Below are 13,509 nucleotides of genomic sequence, written 5' to 3' on the forward strand. Positions count from 1 at the left end.
TCATGAAAAGCGGGCACGATGGAGCGCCGACTCCGCGGGGCGGGAGCCCTCAGGCGGTGTCGGGCGCGGGTCGGGCGGCGGTCGCGGCGGCGTCGGCGGTCGCGGCGTCCTGCGCGCGGCAGTCCGAGCAGACGCCGCGGTAGACGACGTCGGCGACCTCGATGGAGAAGCCGTGATGCTCGTGCGGGATGAGGCAGGGCGCCTCCCCGACGGCGCACGGGACGTCCTCGAGACGGCCGCAGCGACGGCAGACCAGGTGGTGGTGGTTGTCGTGCCGGTGCAGCTCATACTGCATGCTGCGTCCGCCGACGGCGACGCGCCGCAGCAGATCGGCGTCGGAGAGGGCGTTCAGCACGTCGTAGACCGCCTGGCGGGACACGGTCCCCAGGCTCTCCCGGACCACCTGCGCGATGGCCTCGGCATCGGCATGCGGATGCGCCTCGACCGCGGCCAGCGTGGCCAGTCGCGGAGCCGTCACGCGCAGACCCGCACCCCGGAGGGCGGAGGTGTGATCGATGCTCGGCATGTCCCCACCCTAGCGCACTATCTGGACTCTTTCAAAAAAGCGTCTCTGCCCAGAAGGCAGGCCCGTCGGGCCGGGCGGGCGGTCGTCGGGCGCCTCCGCCCCGACCGATCGTTCAGCCTTCTTGGCTCCACTTCCTGGGCACTCGTATTCTTCTCGAGCCGGCTCGTCCCGCGTGAAGCCCCGGCGAGGTGGCCCCTGGGAAGGGACGCCCCCACCCCTCTACGGCGGGATGGGGGCACTTTCCTGTGCGGCGGCCGACGCGAACCGACCACGACATGCGAAGGCCCCCTTGCCCGGGATGTCACCGGGGAAGGGGGCCTTCTGCGCGTGCGGAGCCGCCTAGGAGAATCGAACTCCTGACCTATTCATTACGAGTGAATCGCTCTACCGACTGAGCTAAGGCGGCGTCGTCGCCGGCACGCGGCGGACCGGTTCACTGTACGGGACCCGCGAGCGCGAGCGCAAAGCCGGCGGCCGCGATCCCCGTCACCCCGCCCGCTCGGCTCAGCAGGTCAGGCCGTCCTCGGGCAGGGTGCCCTCGAGGTAGTAGGCGTCGACCTGCTCCTCGATGCAGCCGCCGGAGCGTCCGTAGGCGGTGTGGCCGTGGCCCTCGTAGGTCAGCAGCACCGAGTCCGCGAGCTGCTCGGCGAGGCTCTGGGACCAGCGGTACGGGGTGGCGGGGTCGCCGGTGGTGCCGATGACCACGATCGGGGCCGCGCCCTCGGCGGCGATCGGCGCCGGCTCCCGCAGCGGCGGCACCGGCCAGTGGGCGCAGCCGTCCCCGCCCAGCGTCGGACCGAAGGTCGGGAACTCCTCGGCGAGCCGCTGGGCCTCCTGCTCGACCCACTGGTCGTCGGCGACGCCGGGATGGTCCAGGCAGTTCACGGCGACGATCGCGTAGGCGGCGTTGGTGCGGTAGGTGCCGTCCTCGGCGCGCTCGGAGGAGAGGTCGCTGATGGTCAGCAGCTGCTCGCCGTCCCCGCTCATCGCGGCGCCGAGGGCCTCGCGCCCGAGCTGCCAGAGCCCGTCCTCGTACATCAGCGTCAGCACCGCCGAGCGGGCGAGCGCCCCGGTCAGGGGGCGCTGCGGATCGCCGGTGTCCAGGGGGGCGGCGTCGACCGCGGCGAAGAAGGCGCGCAGCTGCTGGCCGGCCTCGTCGGCGCTGCCCTTGAAGGGGCAGCCGTCCACGGCCTCGAGGCAGTTGGCGAGGAACGCCTCGGTGGCGCGTTCGAAGCCCTCGGCCTGTCCGGCGGAGAGCTCGTTCATGGTGATCGAGGGGTCCATGGCCCCGTCCAGCACGAAGCGGCCCACCCGCTCGGGGTACAGGTCGGCGTAGCTGGAGCCGAGGTAGGTGCCGTAGGAGTAGCCGAGGTAGTCGAGCTGCTCGCTGCCGAGCGCCGCGCGCAGCACGTCCATGTCGCGGGCCGCGGAGTAGGTGTCGAGGTAGGGCAGGACCTCGCCGGAGTTCGCCTGGCAGGCCTCGGCGATCCGGGCGCCCCACTCCTCGGCGAGCTGCGCGAACTCGGCGGTGCCCGGCGCGGCGGTGGCGGCGAGGTACTCGTCGGTCTCCTCGTCGCTCAAGCACTCGACGCCGGCGGAGCGCTGGACGCCGCGGGGGTCGAAGCCCACCACGTCGTAGGCCCCGCGCATCTCGTTCGAGAGCAGGAACGGCAGGCTCTCCAGGAAGTTGACGCCGGAGCCCCCGGGTCCGCCGGGGTTGGTCACCAGCGACCCGATCGGCTCCCCGGAGGCGGCGAGCCGGCCGACGGCGATCTCGATGTCCCCGCCCTCGGGGTCGTTCCAGATCAGCGGCACGGTGACGCTCCCGCACTCCAGATCCTCGGCCTCGACGCCCTCGCAGGCACCCCAGTCGATGTCCTGCGCGTAGTAGGCGGCGTAGGCGGGATCGGCGGCGGGGTCCGCGGGCAGGTCCTGGGCAGCTGAGGTGCCGAGCTCCTCGAGCACCAGGCCGTCCTCGCTGACGGGGGCGGAGGAGGCCGCGCCGTCGTCGCCGGCTCCGCCGCCGTCGTCGGGCGCGCCGTCCTGCCCGGTGCAGCCCGCGATCAGCAGGGCCGCGGCGGCCGCCGCGGCAGCGAGTCGGGCGAGGGGGCGGCGGGGGCGCGCTGCTGGCGTCATGCAGGGTTCCTTGTCCGGACGAGGAGTGCGGGACCGGCGCGGTCGGGCGCGGGACCCGGCCATCCTAGGCTCCGCGCCCGCTCCGGCGAGGGGGCGCTCATCCCACCTCGCGGCGGTTCCACCGCCAGATGCCCCCGGCCGTCGGCAGGATCACCAGCAGCAGCAGCGGCAGCAGGTCCAGCGCCTCCGCCTCCCCGGCGGCGAGCGCCACGGCGGCGGCCTGCAGGTCCACGGCCCGGATCACGGAGGCCAGGGTCTCGGAGCCGAAGGCCATCGCGAGCGCGCCGGCGGTGGAGATCACGAACGGCGCCCCGATCGCGGCCAGCAGGGCGAAGACGGTGGACTGCAGCGCCAGGCCCATCGCGAGGGAGAACAGCAGCGTCGCGATCAGCACGGAGAGCTGGGTGGTCAGCACCCCGTCGATGCTCGAGAACACCGCTCCCGCGCCCATCAGCTCACCGCCGATCCAGGTGGCCGCGGCGGCGAGCGCGAGGGAGATCGCCACCAGCACCGCGAACACCGCGGTCGCGGCGATCACCTTCGAGGTCAGCACCGCGGTGCGGCCGGGGCGCTGCAGCAGGGTGTTCTGGATGGAGCGGTCCGACCACTCCCCCGCGGTCATCAGCACGGTGATCACGGGGATGATCAGGCTCAGCGGCAGGGTGAGCACGATGACGGTCAGCTCCAGGTCGGAGGTCTGCGCCGGGAGCAGGACGGGCTGGATCAGCCCGCCCAGCGCGGCGGCGCCGACGAGGGCCAGCAGGGAGAGGGTCAGCAGGATCGCGGCCGCGCGGGTGTCGAGGAAGCTGCGCAGGTCGATGTCGGGTCGCACGGGTGACTCCTGTGTCGGTTCGGGGGGGGCTGCGGGGCGGGTCAGCGGGTCGGGGCGTCGGCCGCCCGGGGCTGCTCGGCGGCGGCCGGGACGATCCCGGCCGGGACGGCGGCCCGGTCGGTGAGGGAGAAGAAGACCTCCTCGAGCCCGCCGCGGGCGGTGGTCCCCAGGGAGGTGAGCACCAGCTGCTCGCGCAGGGCGAGCCGGCCCATGTCCTCGGCGGCCAGGCTCACCTCGAGCTCGGTGGCCGAGCGCTGCTCGTAGGCGATGCCGTGCGCATCCAGGGCGCGGCGCAGCGCCTGCGGATCGAGGGCGGAGACGCGGGTGCCGGCCTGCTCGGTGAGGTCCGCGAGGGCGCCCTCGCGCACCAGGCGCCCCTGCGAGATCACCACCAGGCGGTCCACGGTGGCCTCGACCTCGCGCAGCTGATGGCTGGACAGCAGCACGGTGCCGCCGGCGTCGGCGAAGGAGCGCAGCAGCAGGCGCATCCAGCGGATCCCCTCGGGATCCAGCCCGTTCGCCGGCTCGTCGAGGACCAGCACGGCGGGGTCGCCGATCAGGGCCACCCCGATCCCGAGCCGCTGCCGCATCCCGTAGGAGTAGCCGCCCACCCGCTGGGCGCCCGCCTCCTGCAGCCCGACCATCGCGAGCACCTCATCGGCCCGGGAGGCGGGCATGCCGATGGTGCGGGCGGTCAGGCGCAGCGTCTCCAGGCCGGTGCGGCCGCCGTGCAGGGCGCGGGCATCGAGCATCACCCCGAGGATTCGGGCGGGCTGGTCCAGGCTGCGGTACGGGATGCCGCCGACGAGGGCCTCGCCCGCATCGGCCCGGGCCAGCCCGGTCAGGATGCGCAGCGTGGTGGACTTGCCGGCGCCGTTGGGGCCCAGGAAGCCGGTGACGGTGCCGGGGCGGCACTCGAAGGTCAGGGCGTCGACGGCCGGTCGGGAGCGGTAGCGCTTGGTCAGGCCACGCACCTCGAGGGTGGTGCCGGGGGCTGCGGAGGGAGGCGTCGCGGTCATGGTGCGAGGCTCCTCCGTCGGCCGCCGCCGCACCAGCGACGCAGGGACCGACGGCGCCTGACGAAGGTCGCGTCCCGGTCCCGTCCCGCGGCCGACGGGCGCGACCTCCGTCGGAGCCGGGACGCAACCTGCGGCCATCGCCGACGCCGGCGCGCACCGCGCCGCAGCGGCCCCCCGGCCGCCGATCCCCTCGCCAGTACAGTGGCGCCGTGGACGAACTGGGAGCGCCGCGGCGACGCCGCTGGCAGGAGGTGCTGATCCTGGCCGTGGTCGCCGCCGAGGCGACCCTGCTGGTGGTGCTGGCCGCCTCCTCCCACGAGCTGTGGCGGGCCGGGCTCATGCTCGCGCTGGGTGCCGGGCTGCTGCTGCGGCGCCGGCACTGGAGATGGCTGCTGCCGGCGCTGCTGGTGCTCAACGGCGCGGCGATGTCGATCGCGGTGCTGTCGATCAGCACCTACACCTTCGCGACCCGCAGCCACCGCCGTCGGCACACGCTGCTGTTCTCCCTGTTCGCGGTGGCCACCGGCGCCGTCCCCTCCCTGCTGCTGGTCTCGGCGGGGCCGACGATGGGGATCTCGGCCCTGGTGCTGACCACGCTGATCGTCGCCGCCTCGGCGGCGACCGGGATGTACACCTCGATCCGGCGGGCGCTGCTGTCCCAGCTCCAGAAGCGGGCCGAGCAGGCGGAGTCGGGGCGGGCCGTGGCGGAGGAGCAGGCCCGCCGCGCCGAGCGCACCCGCATCGCCCGCGAGATGCACGACATCGTGGCCCACAAGATCTCGCTGGTCGCCCTGCAGGCCGGCGCACTCGAGGTGAACCCGAACCTGGAGCGGGCGCAGGTGCAGCAGTCGGCGGCGCTGATCCGACAGACCGCCACCACCGCCCTGTCGGAGCTGCGGGAGGTGCTGGGGGTGCTGCGCGGCGACGGCGAGGAGGCCCCACTGGCGCCGCAGCCCACCTGGGACGACGTGCGCCGCCTGGTGGTGACCTCGCAGGAGGCCGGGATCTCGGTGGACCTGTTCGACTTCATCGACGACCCGGTGCCCGATCCGCTCGCCCGCACGGCCTACCGGGTGGTGCAGGAGGGGCTGACGAACATCCACAAGCATGCGCTGCACACCAAGGCCCGGGTGGCGCTGATCGGCGAGCCCGGCACCGACCTGGTCATCGAGGTCAGTAATGTGTTGCCGAAGGGGTTCACGACGGATCTGCCCGGGGCCAGGATGGGCCTGTCGGGCATCGAGACGCGGGTGACGCATGCCGGCGGCACCATCACGTCGGGCCCCACCGATGACGGACGATTCGAAGTGAGGGCGGTGATCCCGTGGCCGACGGCGACGTGACGCGCGTGGGACTGATCGACGACGACTCCCTGGTGCGCGCCGGGCTGGCGATGATCCTGGGCGCCGATCCGACGATCGAGGTGGTCTGCCAGGGCAGCGACGGCACCGAGGCGGTGACGCTGGTGCAGAAGCACCGGCCGGACGTGCTGCTGATGGACGTGCGGATGCCCGGGCTCGACGGCATCGCGGCCACCCGGGCGGTCTCCGCGCAGCCGAACCCGCCCAAGATCATCATGCTCACGACCTTCGACATGGACGAGTACGTGTTCCAGGCCCTCGAGGCCGGCGCCAGCGGGTTCCTGCTCAAGGACACCCCGCCCCAGGACCTGGCGCGCGCGGTGCACGTGGTCGCCGGCGGCGACGCGATGCTCTCCCCCACCGTCACCCGGCGGATGCTCTCGCACTTCTCCGAGGCGAACCCGGGCTCCCGGCAGGAGCGCCATCCGGGCCTGGAGCTGCTCACCGAGCGGGAGACCGAGGTGCTCGGCGCGGTCGGGGCGGGCCTGTCCAACGCGCAGATCGGGATGCGGCTGTTCATGAGCGAGGCGACCGTGAAGGCGCACGTCTCGAAGATCTTCGCGAAGCTCGACTGCACCAACCGCGTGCAGATCGCGATCATCGCCCACGAGTCCGGGCTGATCGATCTGGACACCGACCGGGCCTTCTGAGCCCGGCGGGCAGGGCCGGGGCGCCGCGGGCTGCGGCGGCGGGGCACCGGCGGGCACCGGCGGGCACCGGCGGGCACCGGCGGGCGATTCTGCCGCCGACCAGCCGGCGGTCCGGCTCTCAGCCGCCCCGCCAGGACCCAGAAGGTGCCACTCGGACGGTACTTCTCCCGTCCGCGCCGGTGGCGGGCCCGGTGCGGTCCGGAAAGGTGCCACCACCGCGGTACCTTTCGGCCCCGGGCAGCGACGAACCGGGCGCGGGCCGGGCCGAGAAGGTGCCCCTCCACCGGTACCTCCGGGCCTCGATCACGGACAGCCCGGCATGGTCGAAAAAGGCGCCACTCGGACGGTACTTTTCCCGTCCGCGCCGGAGGTGGGCCCGACCGGGCCGGAAAGGTGCCGCGTGCACGGTGCTTTCCTGAGCATCGCGGCGCTGCGGGGCCCTGAGCATCGCGGCGCTGCGGGGCCCTGAGCATCGCGGCGCTGCGGGGCGGGCGGGGCAAGGTCTCGGGGCGGCAGCTGGGCCACCCACGACAGCAGCCGGGCCCCCCGGGCCGCTCACGACGGCGGCCCGGCGCCCGCATCACCCCCAGCCGAGCTCGTGCAGTCGCGCGTCGCTGATGCCGAACAGGTGGCCGACCTCGTGGAGCACGGTCACCGCGATCTCCTGGACCAGGTGCTCGCGGGAGCCGGCCATGCGCTGCAGGGGGCCGCTGAACACGAAGATCCGATCCGGCTGCGCGTAGCCGTCGAACACGGAGCGCTGGTCCAGCGGGATCCCCTCGTACAGTCCCAGCAGCTCCGTGCCGCCGGACTGCTCCGGGCTCGGCTCCTCCTCGATCAGGATCGCCACGTTCGCCTGGGCGATCGCGCGGGCGATCTCGTCGGGCAGGGAGTCGAGGGCGTCGTTCACCGCCTCCTCGAACTCTTCGCGGGGGATCCGGATCATGCGGCCATCGAACCATGCCGGCGGTGCGGCCGACGGTCTTGGGGTCAGGCAGACGGCGCCGGCGGTGCGGCCGGCGGTCTTGGTGTCAGGCGGACGGCGCCGGGCTCCGGCCGTCGGTCCCGGGCTCAGGCCGACGGCCCCGGGACCAGCTCATGCCACCGCCGCCCGCTGCCGCGCGTCCCGCCGTGTCGGATGCGCCGCATCCGCGCGGACCCGGGGGCGCGCGAGGGCCGCGGGTGGGTATGCTCTTCGTCGGGCAGTTCTCTGCTCGGGCCCCCATCGTCTAGAGGCCCAGGACACCGGCCTTTCACGCCGGCGACACGGGTTCGAATCCCGTTGGGGGTACTCGTTGCGGCGGGGTGGTGACATCCCGCCGGAGCGGCCCGGAAGTGCGAGGCGGCTCACAGCCGGAACGGTCAGGAGCCTCCTGGGAGTCCGGTAGAGTTATCCAGGTCGAACCGCACAGCGGGACGACGAAGCTAGGCCCTGTAGCTCAGTTGGTTAGAGCGCCGCCCTGTCACGGCGGAGGTCGCCGGTTCAAGTCCGGTCAGGGTCGCCCCTGCTGAAGGCCCCGGAGCATCGCTCCGGGGCCTTCCGCGTCCCCGACGCGTCCCCGGTCGCGGGCGCGTCCCCCCGCATCCTGTCCCCCGCGCCCCTCCGGACCCGGCCCGGGCCTAGGCTCGAAGCATGAGCGACACCCTCCTGAACCACCGCATCCGCCTCGCCTCGCGTCCCCACGGCGAGCCCACGGCGGAGAACTTCCAGCACGACGCGGTCGCGGTCGCCGCACCCGGCGACGGCCAGGTGCTGCTGCGCACCCGGTACCTCTCCCTGGACCCGTACGTGCGCGGCCGCATGAGCGACGCACCCTCCTACGCCGCCCCGATGGAGGTCGGCGACGTGATCGTCGGGGCCACCGTCTCCGAGGTCGTCGAGTCGGAGGCCGAGGGGTATTCGCCCGGCGACGTCGTGCTGTCCTACGGCGGCTGGCAGGAGTACAGCGTGGAACCGGCGACGCGGCTGCGCCGCCTGGATCCGGACGCCGCCCCCGTCACCACCGCCCTGGGCGTGCTCGGCATGCCCGGGTTCACCGCCTACGCCGGCCTGCGGGCGATCGGGAAGCCACAGCCGGGCGAGACCCTCGTGGTCGCCGCGGCGACCGGCCCCGTCGGCTCCGCCGTGGGCCAGATCGCGAGGATCCAGGGCGCCCGGGCCGTCGGCATCGCCGGCGGCGAGCGCAAGACCGCGCATCTGCACGAGCTCGGCTTCGACGAGGCCCTGGACCATCGCGCCCCGGACCTGCCGGGCCGGCTCGCCGCCGCGGCCCCCGACGGCATCGACGTGTACTTCGAGAACGTCGGCGGCCCGGTGTTCGCGGCGGTGCTGCCGCTGCTGAACACGTTCGCCCGGGTGCCGGTGTGCGGGCTCGCCGCGACCTACAACGCGACCGGCCTGCCCGAGGGTCCCGACCGCAGCGCAGCGCTGATGGGCGCGGTGCTCGCCAAGAGCCTCACCCTGCGCGGCTTCATCCAGACCGAGTTCGCACCGGCGATGTTCGAGGACTTCCTGCGGGAGATGACCGGCTGGATCGCCTCCGGTCAGGTCCGCTGGACCGAGGACATCACCGACGGGCTCGAGCACGCCCCCGACGCGTTCGTCGGCATGCTGCGCGGCGAGAACTTCGGCAAGGCGATCATCCACGTCTCCTGATCCCGGAGGGTGGCATGGCTCTCACTGGGCCGCCGCGGTTGGGCGCCTGCCCGGACCCCTGTTAACCTGGTCCTCGGTCGCCCGCGCGACCACGGCTCTGTAGCTCAGTTGGTAGAGCGTTCGACTGAAAATCGAAAGGTCACCGGATCGACGCCGGTCGGAGCCACCACCACGACGAAGCCCCCTGGTCAGCGACCAGGGGGCTTCGTCGTCCCCAGGGCCCGGCCCGCCGGCCCCGGCAGCGGCGCTCACTGCCCGTCGTCGCCGCTGTCCCCGCCCCGGTCGGTGGAGCCCGGCAGCTCGATCTCCACGGCCACCACGATCTCGTCGACCGCCTCCTCCAGGGACATCCGGCTGGTGTCGATGATCAGGTGGTAGCGGCTGAGGTCGTTCGGCTCCCAGCCCATCAGGCGCCGCGACATCCGCGGGCGCATGCGGTCCTCCCGCACCTGCCGCTGGGCGGCGACGGCCCGGCTGATGCCGTCGTCCGCGGCGGCCCGGGCGACGCGGTCGCCGAAGTCGCCGACCAGCCGGATGTGCACCGCTCCGCGCATGTCGGCCAGGATCGCGGTCGCATCGCGTCCGACGACCACGCCGCCGGCGTCCTTGACGAGCTGCACGACCTCGTCGATGTTGTTGCGCACCATGGCCGTGGAGACCTGGGCGTCGCCGGCCTCGGCGGCGACGTCCACGTCGATCGTCGGCCAGGAGAAGGTGTGCAGCCAGCGCAGGGTCCGGCCGGTGGTCGAGTCCGACAGCACGACGGGGCGGGACGAGGAGGCCCGCTCGAGGTCCTCGGAGCTGAAGGCCAGGCCCGCGTACGGCACCCCCAGGCGCTCGGCGACCCGCGGCGCGATGGTGGAGGCGCCGGCGCCGTAGAGCTCGTTGAGGGTGACCACAGGGCGGTTGGCGATCAGCTGGTGGGCGCCGGGGCCGGCCACCACGGCCGAGTCGGCCGTGGTCTCGCCGAGGGCGCTGCGGGCGCGGCGCTTGTGCAGGTCCTGGACGATCCCGCGGTGCTGCTCGGCGCCGAGCGGGTAGAAGTACATCACCGCCACCGCGATCAGGCACAGCGCGGCCGGCGCCCAGCCGGCGGCGACCTTGATGCCCGAGATCGCCTGCTCGGTCTGGTCGGGGGCGCCGGAGACGTAGCCGAAGGCACCGATGATCGCGCCGCCGAGGAAACCCCCGAGGCCCTGGCCGGTCTTGCGGACGAAGGAGAGGATCGAGTAGCTGCCGCCCTCGGCGCGGGTCCCGGTCCTCCACTCCCCGTAGTCGACGGTGTCGGCCTGCATCGAGAACATCAGCGCATTGGTGCCGCCGAAGCCCACCCCGTAGACCAGGAACGCCAGCAGCGCCATCGGCAGGCTGCCGGTGGGGGTGAGCCCGATCAGCGCGAGACCGGCGATGGCGCACAGCGCGAGGCCCATGTAGCCGTTGCGCTTGCCGAAGCGGTCGGAGATCCGCGGGATCACCACGGCCGCCGCGATGGTGCCGACCGTCTGCAGCAGGAACAGCAGCGTGAAGAACCCGGCCCCGCCCACCACGTCGCGGGCGTAGTACATCATCACCGCGTTCATCGTGAAGGACCCGGCCAGCAGGAACAGCGCGCCCCCGCCCAGCAGCAGCAGCGGCGGGTTCCTGCGCACCATCTGCAGGGTGGTGCGCAGGTTGACCTTGCCGGTCCCGGCGGGCACCACCTCCTTGGTGTTGCGGAAACAGATCCAGTACAGCACCAGCGCGACGACGGCCAGCACCACGGTGGCGATCGTGAACCGCAGGCGGACGTCGTCGGCGGTGGTGTCCTCGAACTGCGGGGACAGCACCAGGGAGAGCACGACGCCGGTGACCGAGGAGGCGATCGAGCGGGCCCCGGCGAGCCGGGAGCGGTCGGTGGCGTTCTCCGTCATCGCCGAGGACAGCGAGCCGTAGGGGATGTTGACGAAGGAGTAGCCGAGCTGGAAGGCGGCGTCGAACAGCAGGATCCAGGCGACCGTCGCCATCGGGCCGAGGGCGGCGGGGGTGCTGAACAGCATCACCAGCGAAACCGCCAGGAAGGGGCTGGCCCACAGCAGCCACGGCCGCAGCCGTCCGTGCCGGGTCTGCCGGCGGCCGACGGTGTTGCCCGCCAGCAGGTCGGTGACCCCTGCCCACACCTTGGTGACGCCGTAGATGACGCCGGCGATCGCGGCGGGGACGCCGGCGATGTCGGTCATGTAGACCATCAGGAACAGCGAGGTCATCTGGAAGGCGACGTTGTTGGCGGCGTCGCCCATCGCGTAGCCGAGGATCCGGCTGCGGGGCAGGATGTCCGTCGTCCTGCCCTCGTCGGCCGTGGACGTGCTGGTCATGCCATCTCCTCTCCCACTGCTCGCGCGGCCTCCCGCCCTGCCGCCCGGCGCGGGCGGAGAGGCGCGGACGGCGGCGCTCGAACGGGCGCGCGCCAGGACGTTCGTCGGCCCGGGCGACGAGCCTTGCACAGATCGCGGCGCTGGGCAGGACGGTGGCCCCCGGTTGCCGCATCCGCCTCCGCGGCGGCGGGGGCGCCCGTAGGCTGGCTCTCGCATGCTTCCGGGTGATCCCCGGGACCACCGAACCCTGTGGAGGACGATGATGTCTGCCGACAACCCGGATCTCGCGATCGCCCAGCAGGCGACCCTGCGACCCATCACCGAGATCGCCGCGGCCGTGGGCGTGCCCGAGGAGGCGCTGGTGCCGTACGGCGCGTACAAGGCCAAGGTCGACGTGCGCCGGATGACGCCGACGGGGCGGACCGGGAAGCTGGTGCTGGTCTCGGCCATGTCCCCGACCCCCGCGGGCGAGGGCAAGTCGACCACCACGGTCGGCCTGGCCGACGCCTTCAGCCTGCTCGGCCATCGCACGATGGTGGCCCTGCGGGAGCCGGCGCTGGGCCCGATCATGGGCATCAAGGGCGGCGCCACCGGCGGCGGCTACGCCCAGGTGGTGCCGATGGAGGACATCAACCTGCACTTCACCGGCGACTTCCACGCCATCCAGATCGCGAACAACACCCTCGCCGCCCTGGTCGACAACCACCTCCATCAGGGCAATGCGCTGGGACTGGACCCGCGCCGCATCCAGTGGAAGCGGGTGGTGGACGTCAACGACCGCGCCCTGCGCCGGGTGGTGATCGGGCTCGGCGGTCCCACCCAGGGCGTGCCCCGCGAGGACGGCTTCGACATCGTCGTGGCCTCGGAGATCATGGCGGTGCTGTGCCTGGCCACCGACCTGCGGGACCTGCAGGAGCGGATCGACCGGATCGTGGTGGGCTTCACCTACGACCGTCGGCCGGTGTCGGTGGCCGACCTCGGGGTCGGCGGGGCGATCACCATGCTGCTCAAGGACGCGCTGCTGCCCAACCTGGTCCAGACCCTCGGCGGCACCCCGGCGCTGGTCCACGGCGGTCCCTTCGCGAACATCGCCCACGGCTGCAACTCGCTGGCTGCGACGCAGCTGGCCCTGTCCCTGGCGGACATCACGGTCACCGAGGCCGGTTTCGGCTCCGACCTCGGGGCGGAGAAGTTCATGGACATCAAGGCCCGCCTGGGCGGCCTCTCCCCCGATGCGGCGGTGGTGGTCGCGACCGTCCGCGCCCTGAAGATGCACGGCGGCATCGCCAAGGGCGAGCTCGCCCGCGAGGACGTCGAGGCGGCGCTGGCCGGCGCCGCGAACCTCGCCCGGCACGTCGAGAACCTCCGCAAGTTCGGCATCGAGCCGGTGATCGCGCTGAACCGCTTCCCCACCGACACCGAGGCGGAGCTGGACGCGGTGCTGGCCTGGGCGCAGGAGCAGGGGTTCCGGGCCGCGCCGTCCGAGGTCTGGGCCCGCGGCGGGGAGGGCGGCCTCGCCGTCGCCGAGCAGGTGCTGGCCGCGATCGAGAACGACGAGCCCAGCTTCCATCACCTCTACGACCCCGCCGCCGGCATAGAGGCCTCGCTGCGCACCCTGGCCCGGGAGATCTACGGGGCCGACGACGTGGTCTTCGAGGACCGGGCCCCCGCGCAGCTGCGGATGCTCCAGCGCAACGGCTGGGACACCCTGCCGGTGTGCGTGGCCAAGACGCAGTACTCCTTCTCCGACGACCCCACGGCGCTGGGCGCGCCCACCGGGCACGTGCTGCACGTGCGGGACCTGGTGCCGAAGATCGGCGCGGGCTTCGTGGTGGCGCTGACCGGCACGATCATGACCATGCCCGGCCTGCCCAAGGAGCCGGCCGCGCTGCGCATGGGGGTCACCGAGGCCGGGGAGTCCGTCGGCCTGTTCTGAGCGGGATCCGGCGGGCCGCGCCCGGGATCCGGCGGGTCGCGC

The 13,509-nt window shown here is 73.2% G+C and carries 10 protein-coding genes and 4 tRNA genes; 7 read left to right on the plus strand and 7 right to left on the minus strand.

Annotation, left to right across the window (positions count from 1 at the left end):
* Positions 1-49: 49 nt before the first annotated feature.
* The 5 genes from ACOJUI_RS13610 to ACOJUI_RS13630 all read right to left on the minus strand — a co-directional run bounded on the left by ACOJUI_RS13610 (position 50) and on the right by ACOJUI_RS13630 (position 4,513).
* On the minus strand, positions 50-526 hold the full coding sequence (locus ACOJUI_RS13610) for a Fur family transcriptional regulator (protein ID WP_422115482.1): 477 nt from the start codon (positions 524-526) through the stop codon (positions 50-52).
* A gap of 333 nt (positions 527-859) precedes the next feature.
* Positions 860-932: transfer RNA gene (locus ACOJUI_RS13615), tRNA-Thr, on the minus strand.
* Positions 933-1,030: 98 nt separating this feature from the next.
* Positions 1,031-2,662 carry an alpha/beta hydrolase gene (locus tag ACOJUI_RS13620; RefSeq protein WP_422115483.1) on the minus strand — a complete coding sequence of 544 codons (1,632 nt, stop codon included), beginning with the start codon at positions 2,660-2,662 and terminating at the stop codon, positions 1,031-1,033.
* Between the two features lie 97 nt (positions 2,663-2,759).
* Positions 2,760-3,494: an ABC transporter permease gene (locus tag ACOJUI_RS13625; protein WP_422115484.1), complete on the minus strand. Its 735-nt coding sequence runs from the start codon at positions 3,492-3,494 to the stop codon at positions 2,760-2,762.
* Positions 3,495-3,535: 41 nt separating this feature from the next.
* Positions 3,536-4,513, minus strand: coding sequence for an ABC transporter ATP-binding protein (locus ACOJUI_RS13630; RefSeq protein WP_422115485.1), 978 nt, complete (start codon positions 4,511-4,513; stop codon positions 3,536-3,538).
* 209 nt (positions 4,514-4,722) lie between these two features.
* Between ACOJUI_RS13630 and ACOJUI_RS13635 the strand changes: the two genes are divergently transcribed.
* Both ACOJUI_RS13635 and ACOJUI_RS13640 read left to right on the plus strand, forming a co-directional pair.
* Positions 4,723-5,856 carry a sensor histidine kinase gene (locus ACOJUI_RS13635; RefSeq protein WP_422115486.1) on the plus strand — a complete coding sequence of 378 codons (1,134 nt, stop codon included), beginning with the start codon at positions 4,723-4,725 and terminating at the stop codon, positions 5,854-5,856.
* Entirely contained in the window at positions 5,838-6,524 is a 687-nt protein-coding gene (locus ACOJUI_RS13640) for a response regulator (protein ID WP_422115487.1), read from the plus strand. The genes ACOJUI_RS13635 and ACOJUI_RS13640 overlap by 19 nt, the downstream gene beginning before the upstream one ends.
* Before the next feature lie 580 nt (positions 6,525-7,104).
* Here ACOJUI_RS13640 and ACOJUI_RS13645 read toward each other — a convergent pair.
* Positions 7,105-7,470: a metallopeptidase family protein gene (locus tag ACOJUI_RS13645; protein ID WP_422115488.1), complete on the minus strand. Its 366-nt coding sequence runs from the start codon at positions 7,468-7,470 to the stop codon at positions 7,105-7,107.
* Positions 7,471-7,742: 272 nt separating this feature from the next.
* On the opposite strand from ACOJUI_RS13645, the gene ACOJUI_RS13650 reads away from it, so the two are divergent.
* The 4 genes from ACOJUI_RS13650 to ACOJUI_RS13665 all read left to right on the plus strand — a co-directional run bounded on the left by ACOJUI_RS13650 (position 7,743) and on the right by ACOJUI_RS13665 (position 9,349).
* Positions 7,743-7,815: transfer RNA gene (locus ACOJUI_RS13650), tRNA-Glu, on the plus strand.
* 137 nt (positions 7,816-7,952) lie between these two features.
* Positions 7,953-8,026: transfer RNA gene (locus ACOJUI_RS13655), tRNA-Asp, on the plus strand.
* A 131-nt stretch (positions 8,027-8,157) separates the two neighbouring features.
* The gene (locus ACOJUI_RS13660) at positions 8,158-9,180 is read left to right on the plus strand and encodes an NADP-dependent oxidoreductase (RefSeq protein ID WP_422115489.1); all 1,023 of its coding nucleotides are present in this window, start codon (positions 8,158-8,160) and stop codon (positions 9,178-9,180) included.
* A gap of 93 nt (positions 9,181-9,273) precedes the next feature.
* A tRNA-Phe gene (locus tag ACOJUI_RS13665) sits at positions 9,274-9,349 on the plus strand.
* Positions 9,350-9,428: 79 nt separating this feature from the next.
* Here the strand turns inward: ACOJUI_RS13665 and ACOJUI_RS13670 are convergent.
* Positions 9,429-11,531 (minus strand): cytidylate kinase family protein, encoded by a 2,103-nt coding sequence (locus ACOJUI_RS13670; RefSeq protein WP_422115490.1) that lies wholly within the window; start codon positions 11,529-11,531, stop codon positions 9,429-9,431.
* 262 nt (positions 11,532-11,793) lie between these two features.
* On the opposite strand from ACOJUI_RS13670, the gene ACOJUI_RS13675 reads away from it, so the two are divergent.
* A complete protein-coding gene (locus ACOJUI_RS13675; protein ID WP_422117671.1) occupies positions 11,794-13,467 on the plus strand; it encodes a formate--tetrahydrofolate ligase in 1,674 nt (557 codons plus the stop codon).
* The last annotated feature ends 42 nt before the right edge of the window (positions 13,468-13,509 follow it).

Origin of the sequence: Brachybacterium sp. UNK5269 (assembly GCF_049266655.1) — a bacterium.
In the GTDB taxonomy this organism is placed as follows: domain Bacteria; phylum Actinomycetota; class Actinomycetes; order Actinomycetales; family Dermabacteraceae; genus Brachybacterium.

Excerpts from the sequence above, each read along its gene's own strand:
- ACOJUI_RS13610 (WP_422115482.1), bottom strand. The coding sequence starts at position 526 with ATGCCGAGCATCGATCACACCTCCGCCCTCCGGGGTGCGGGTCTGCGC.
- ACOJUI_RS13620 (WP_422115483.1), bottom strand. The coding sequence starts at position 2,662 with ATGACGCCAGCAGCGCGCCCCCGCCGCCCCCTCGCCCGACTCGCTGCC.
- ACOJUI_RS13630 (WP_422115485.1), bottom strand. The coding sequence starts at position 4,513 with ATGACCGCGACGCCTCCCTCCGCAGCCCCCGGCACCACCCTCGAGGTG.
- ACOJUI_RS13645 (WP_422115488.1), bottom strand. The coding sequence starts at position 7,470 with ATGATCCGGATCCCCCGCGAAGAGTTCGAGGAGGCGGTGAACGACGCC.
- ACOJUI_RS13660 (WP_422115489.1), top strand. The coding sequence starts at position 8,158 with ATGAGCGACACCCTCCTGAACCACCGCATCCGCCTCGCCTCGCGTCCC.
- ACOJUI_RS13670 (WP_422115490.1), bottom strand. The coding sequence starts at position 11,531 with ATGACCAGCACGTCCACGGCCGACGAGGGCAGGACGACGGACATCCTG.
- ACOJUI_RS13675 (WP_422117671.1), top strand. The coding sequence starts at position 11,794 with ATGTCTGCCGACAACCCGGATCTCGCGATCGCCCAGCAGGCGACCCTG.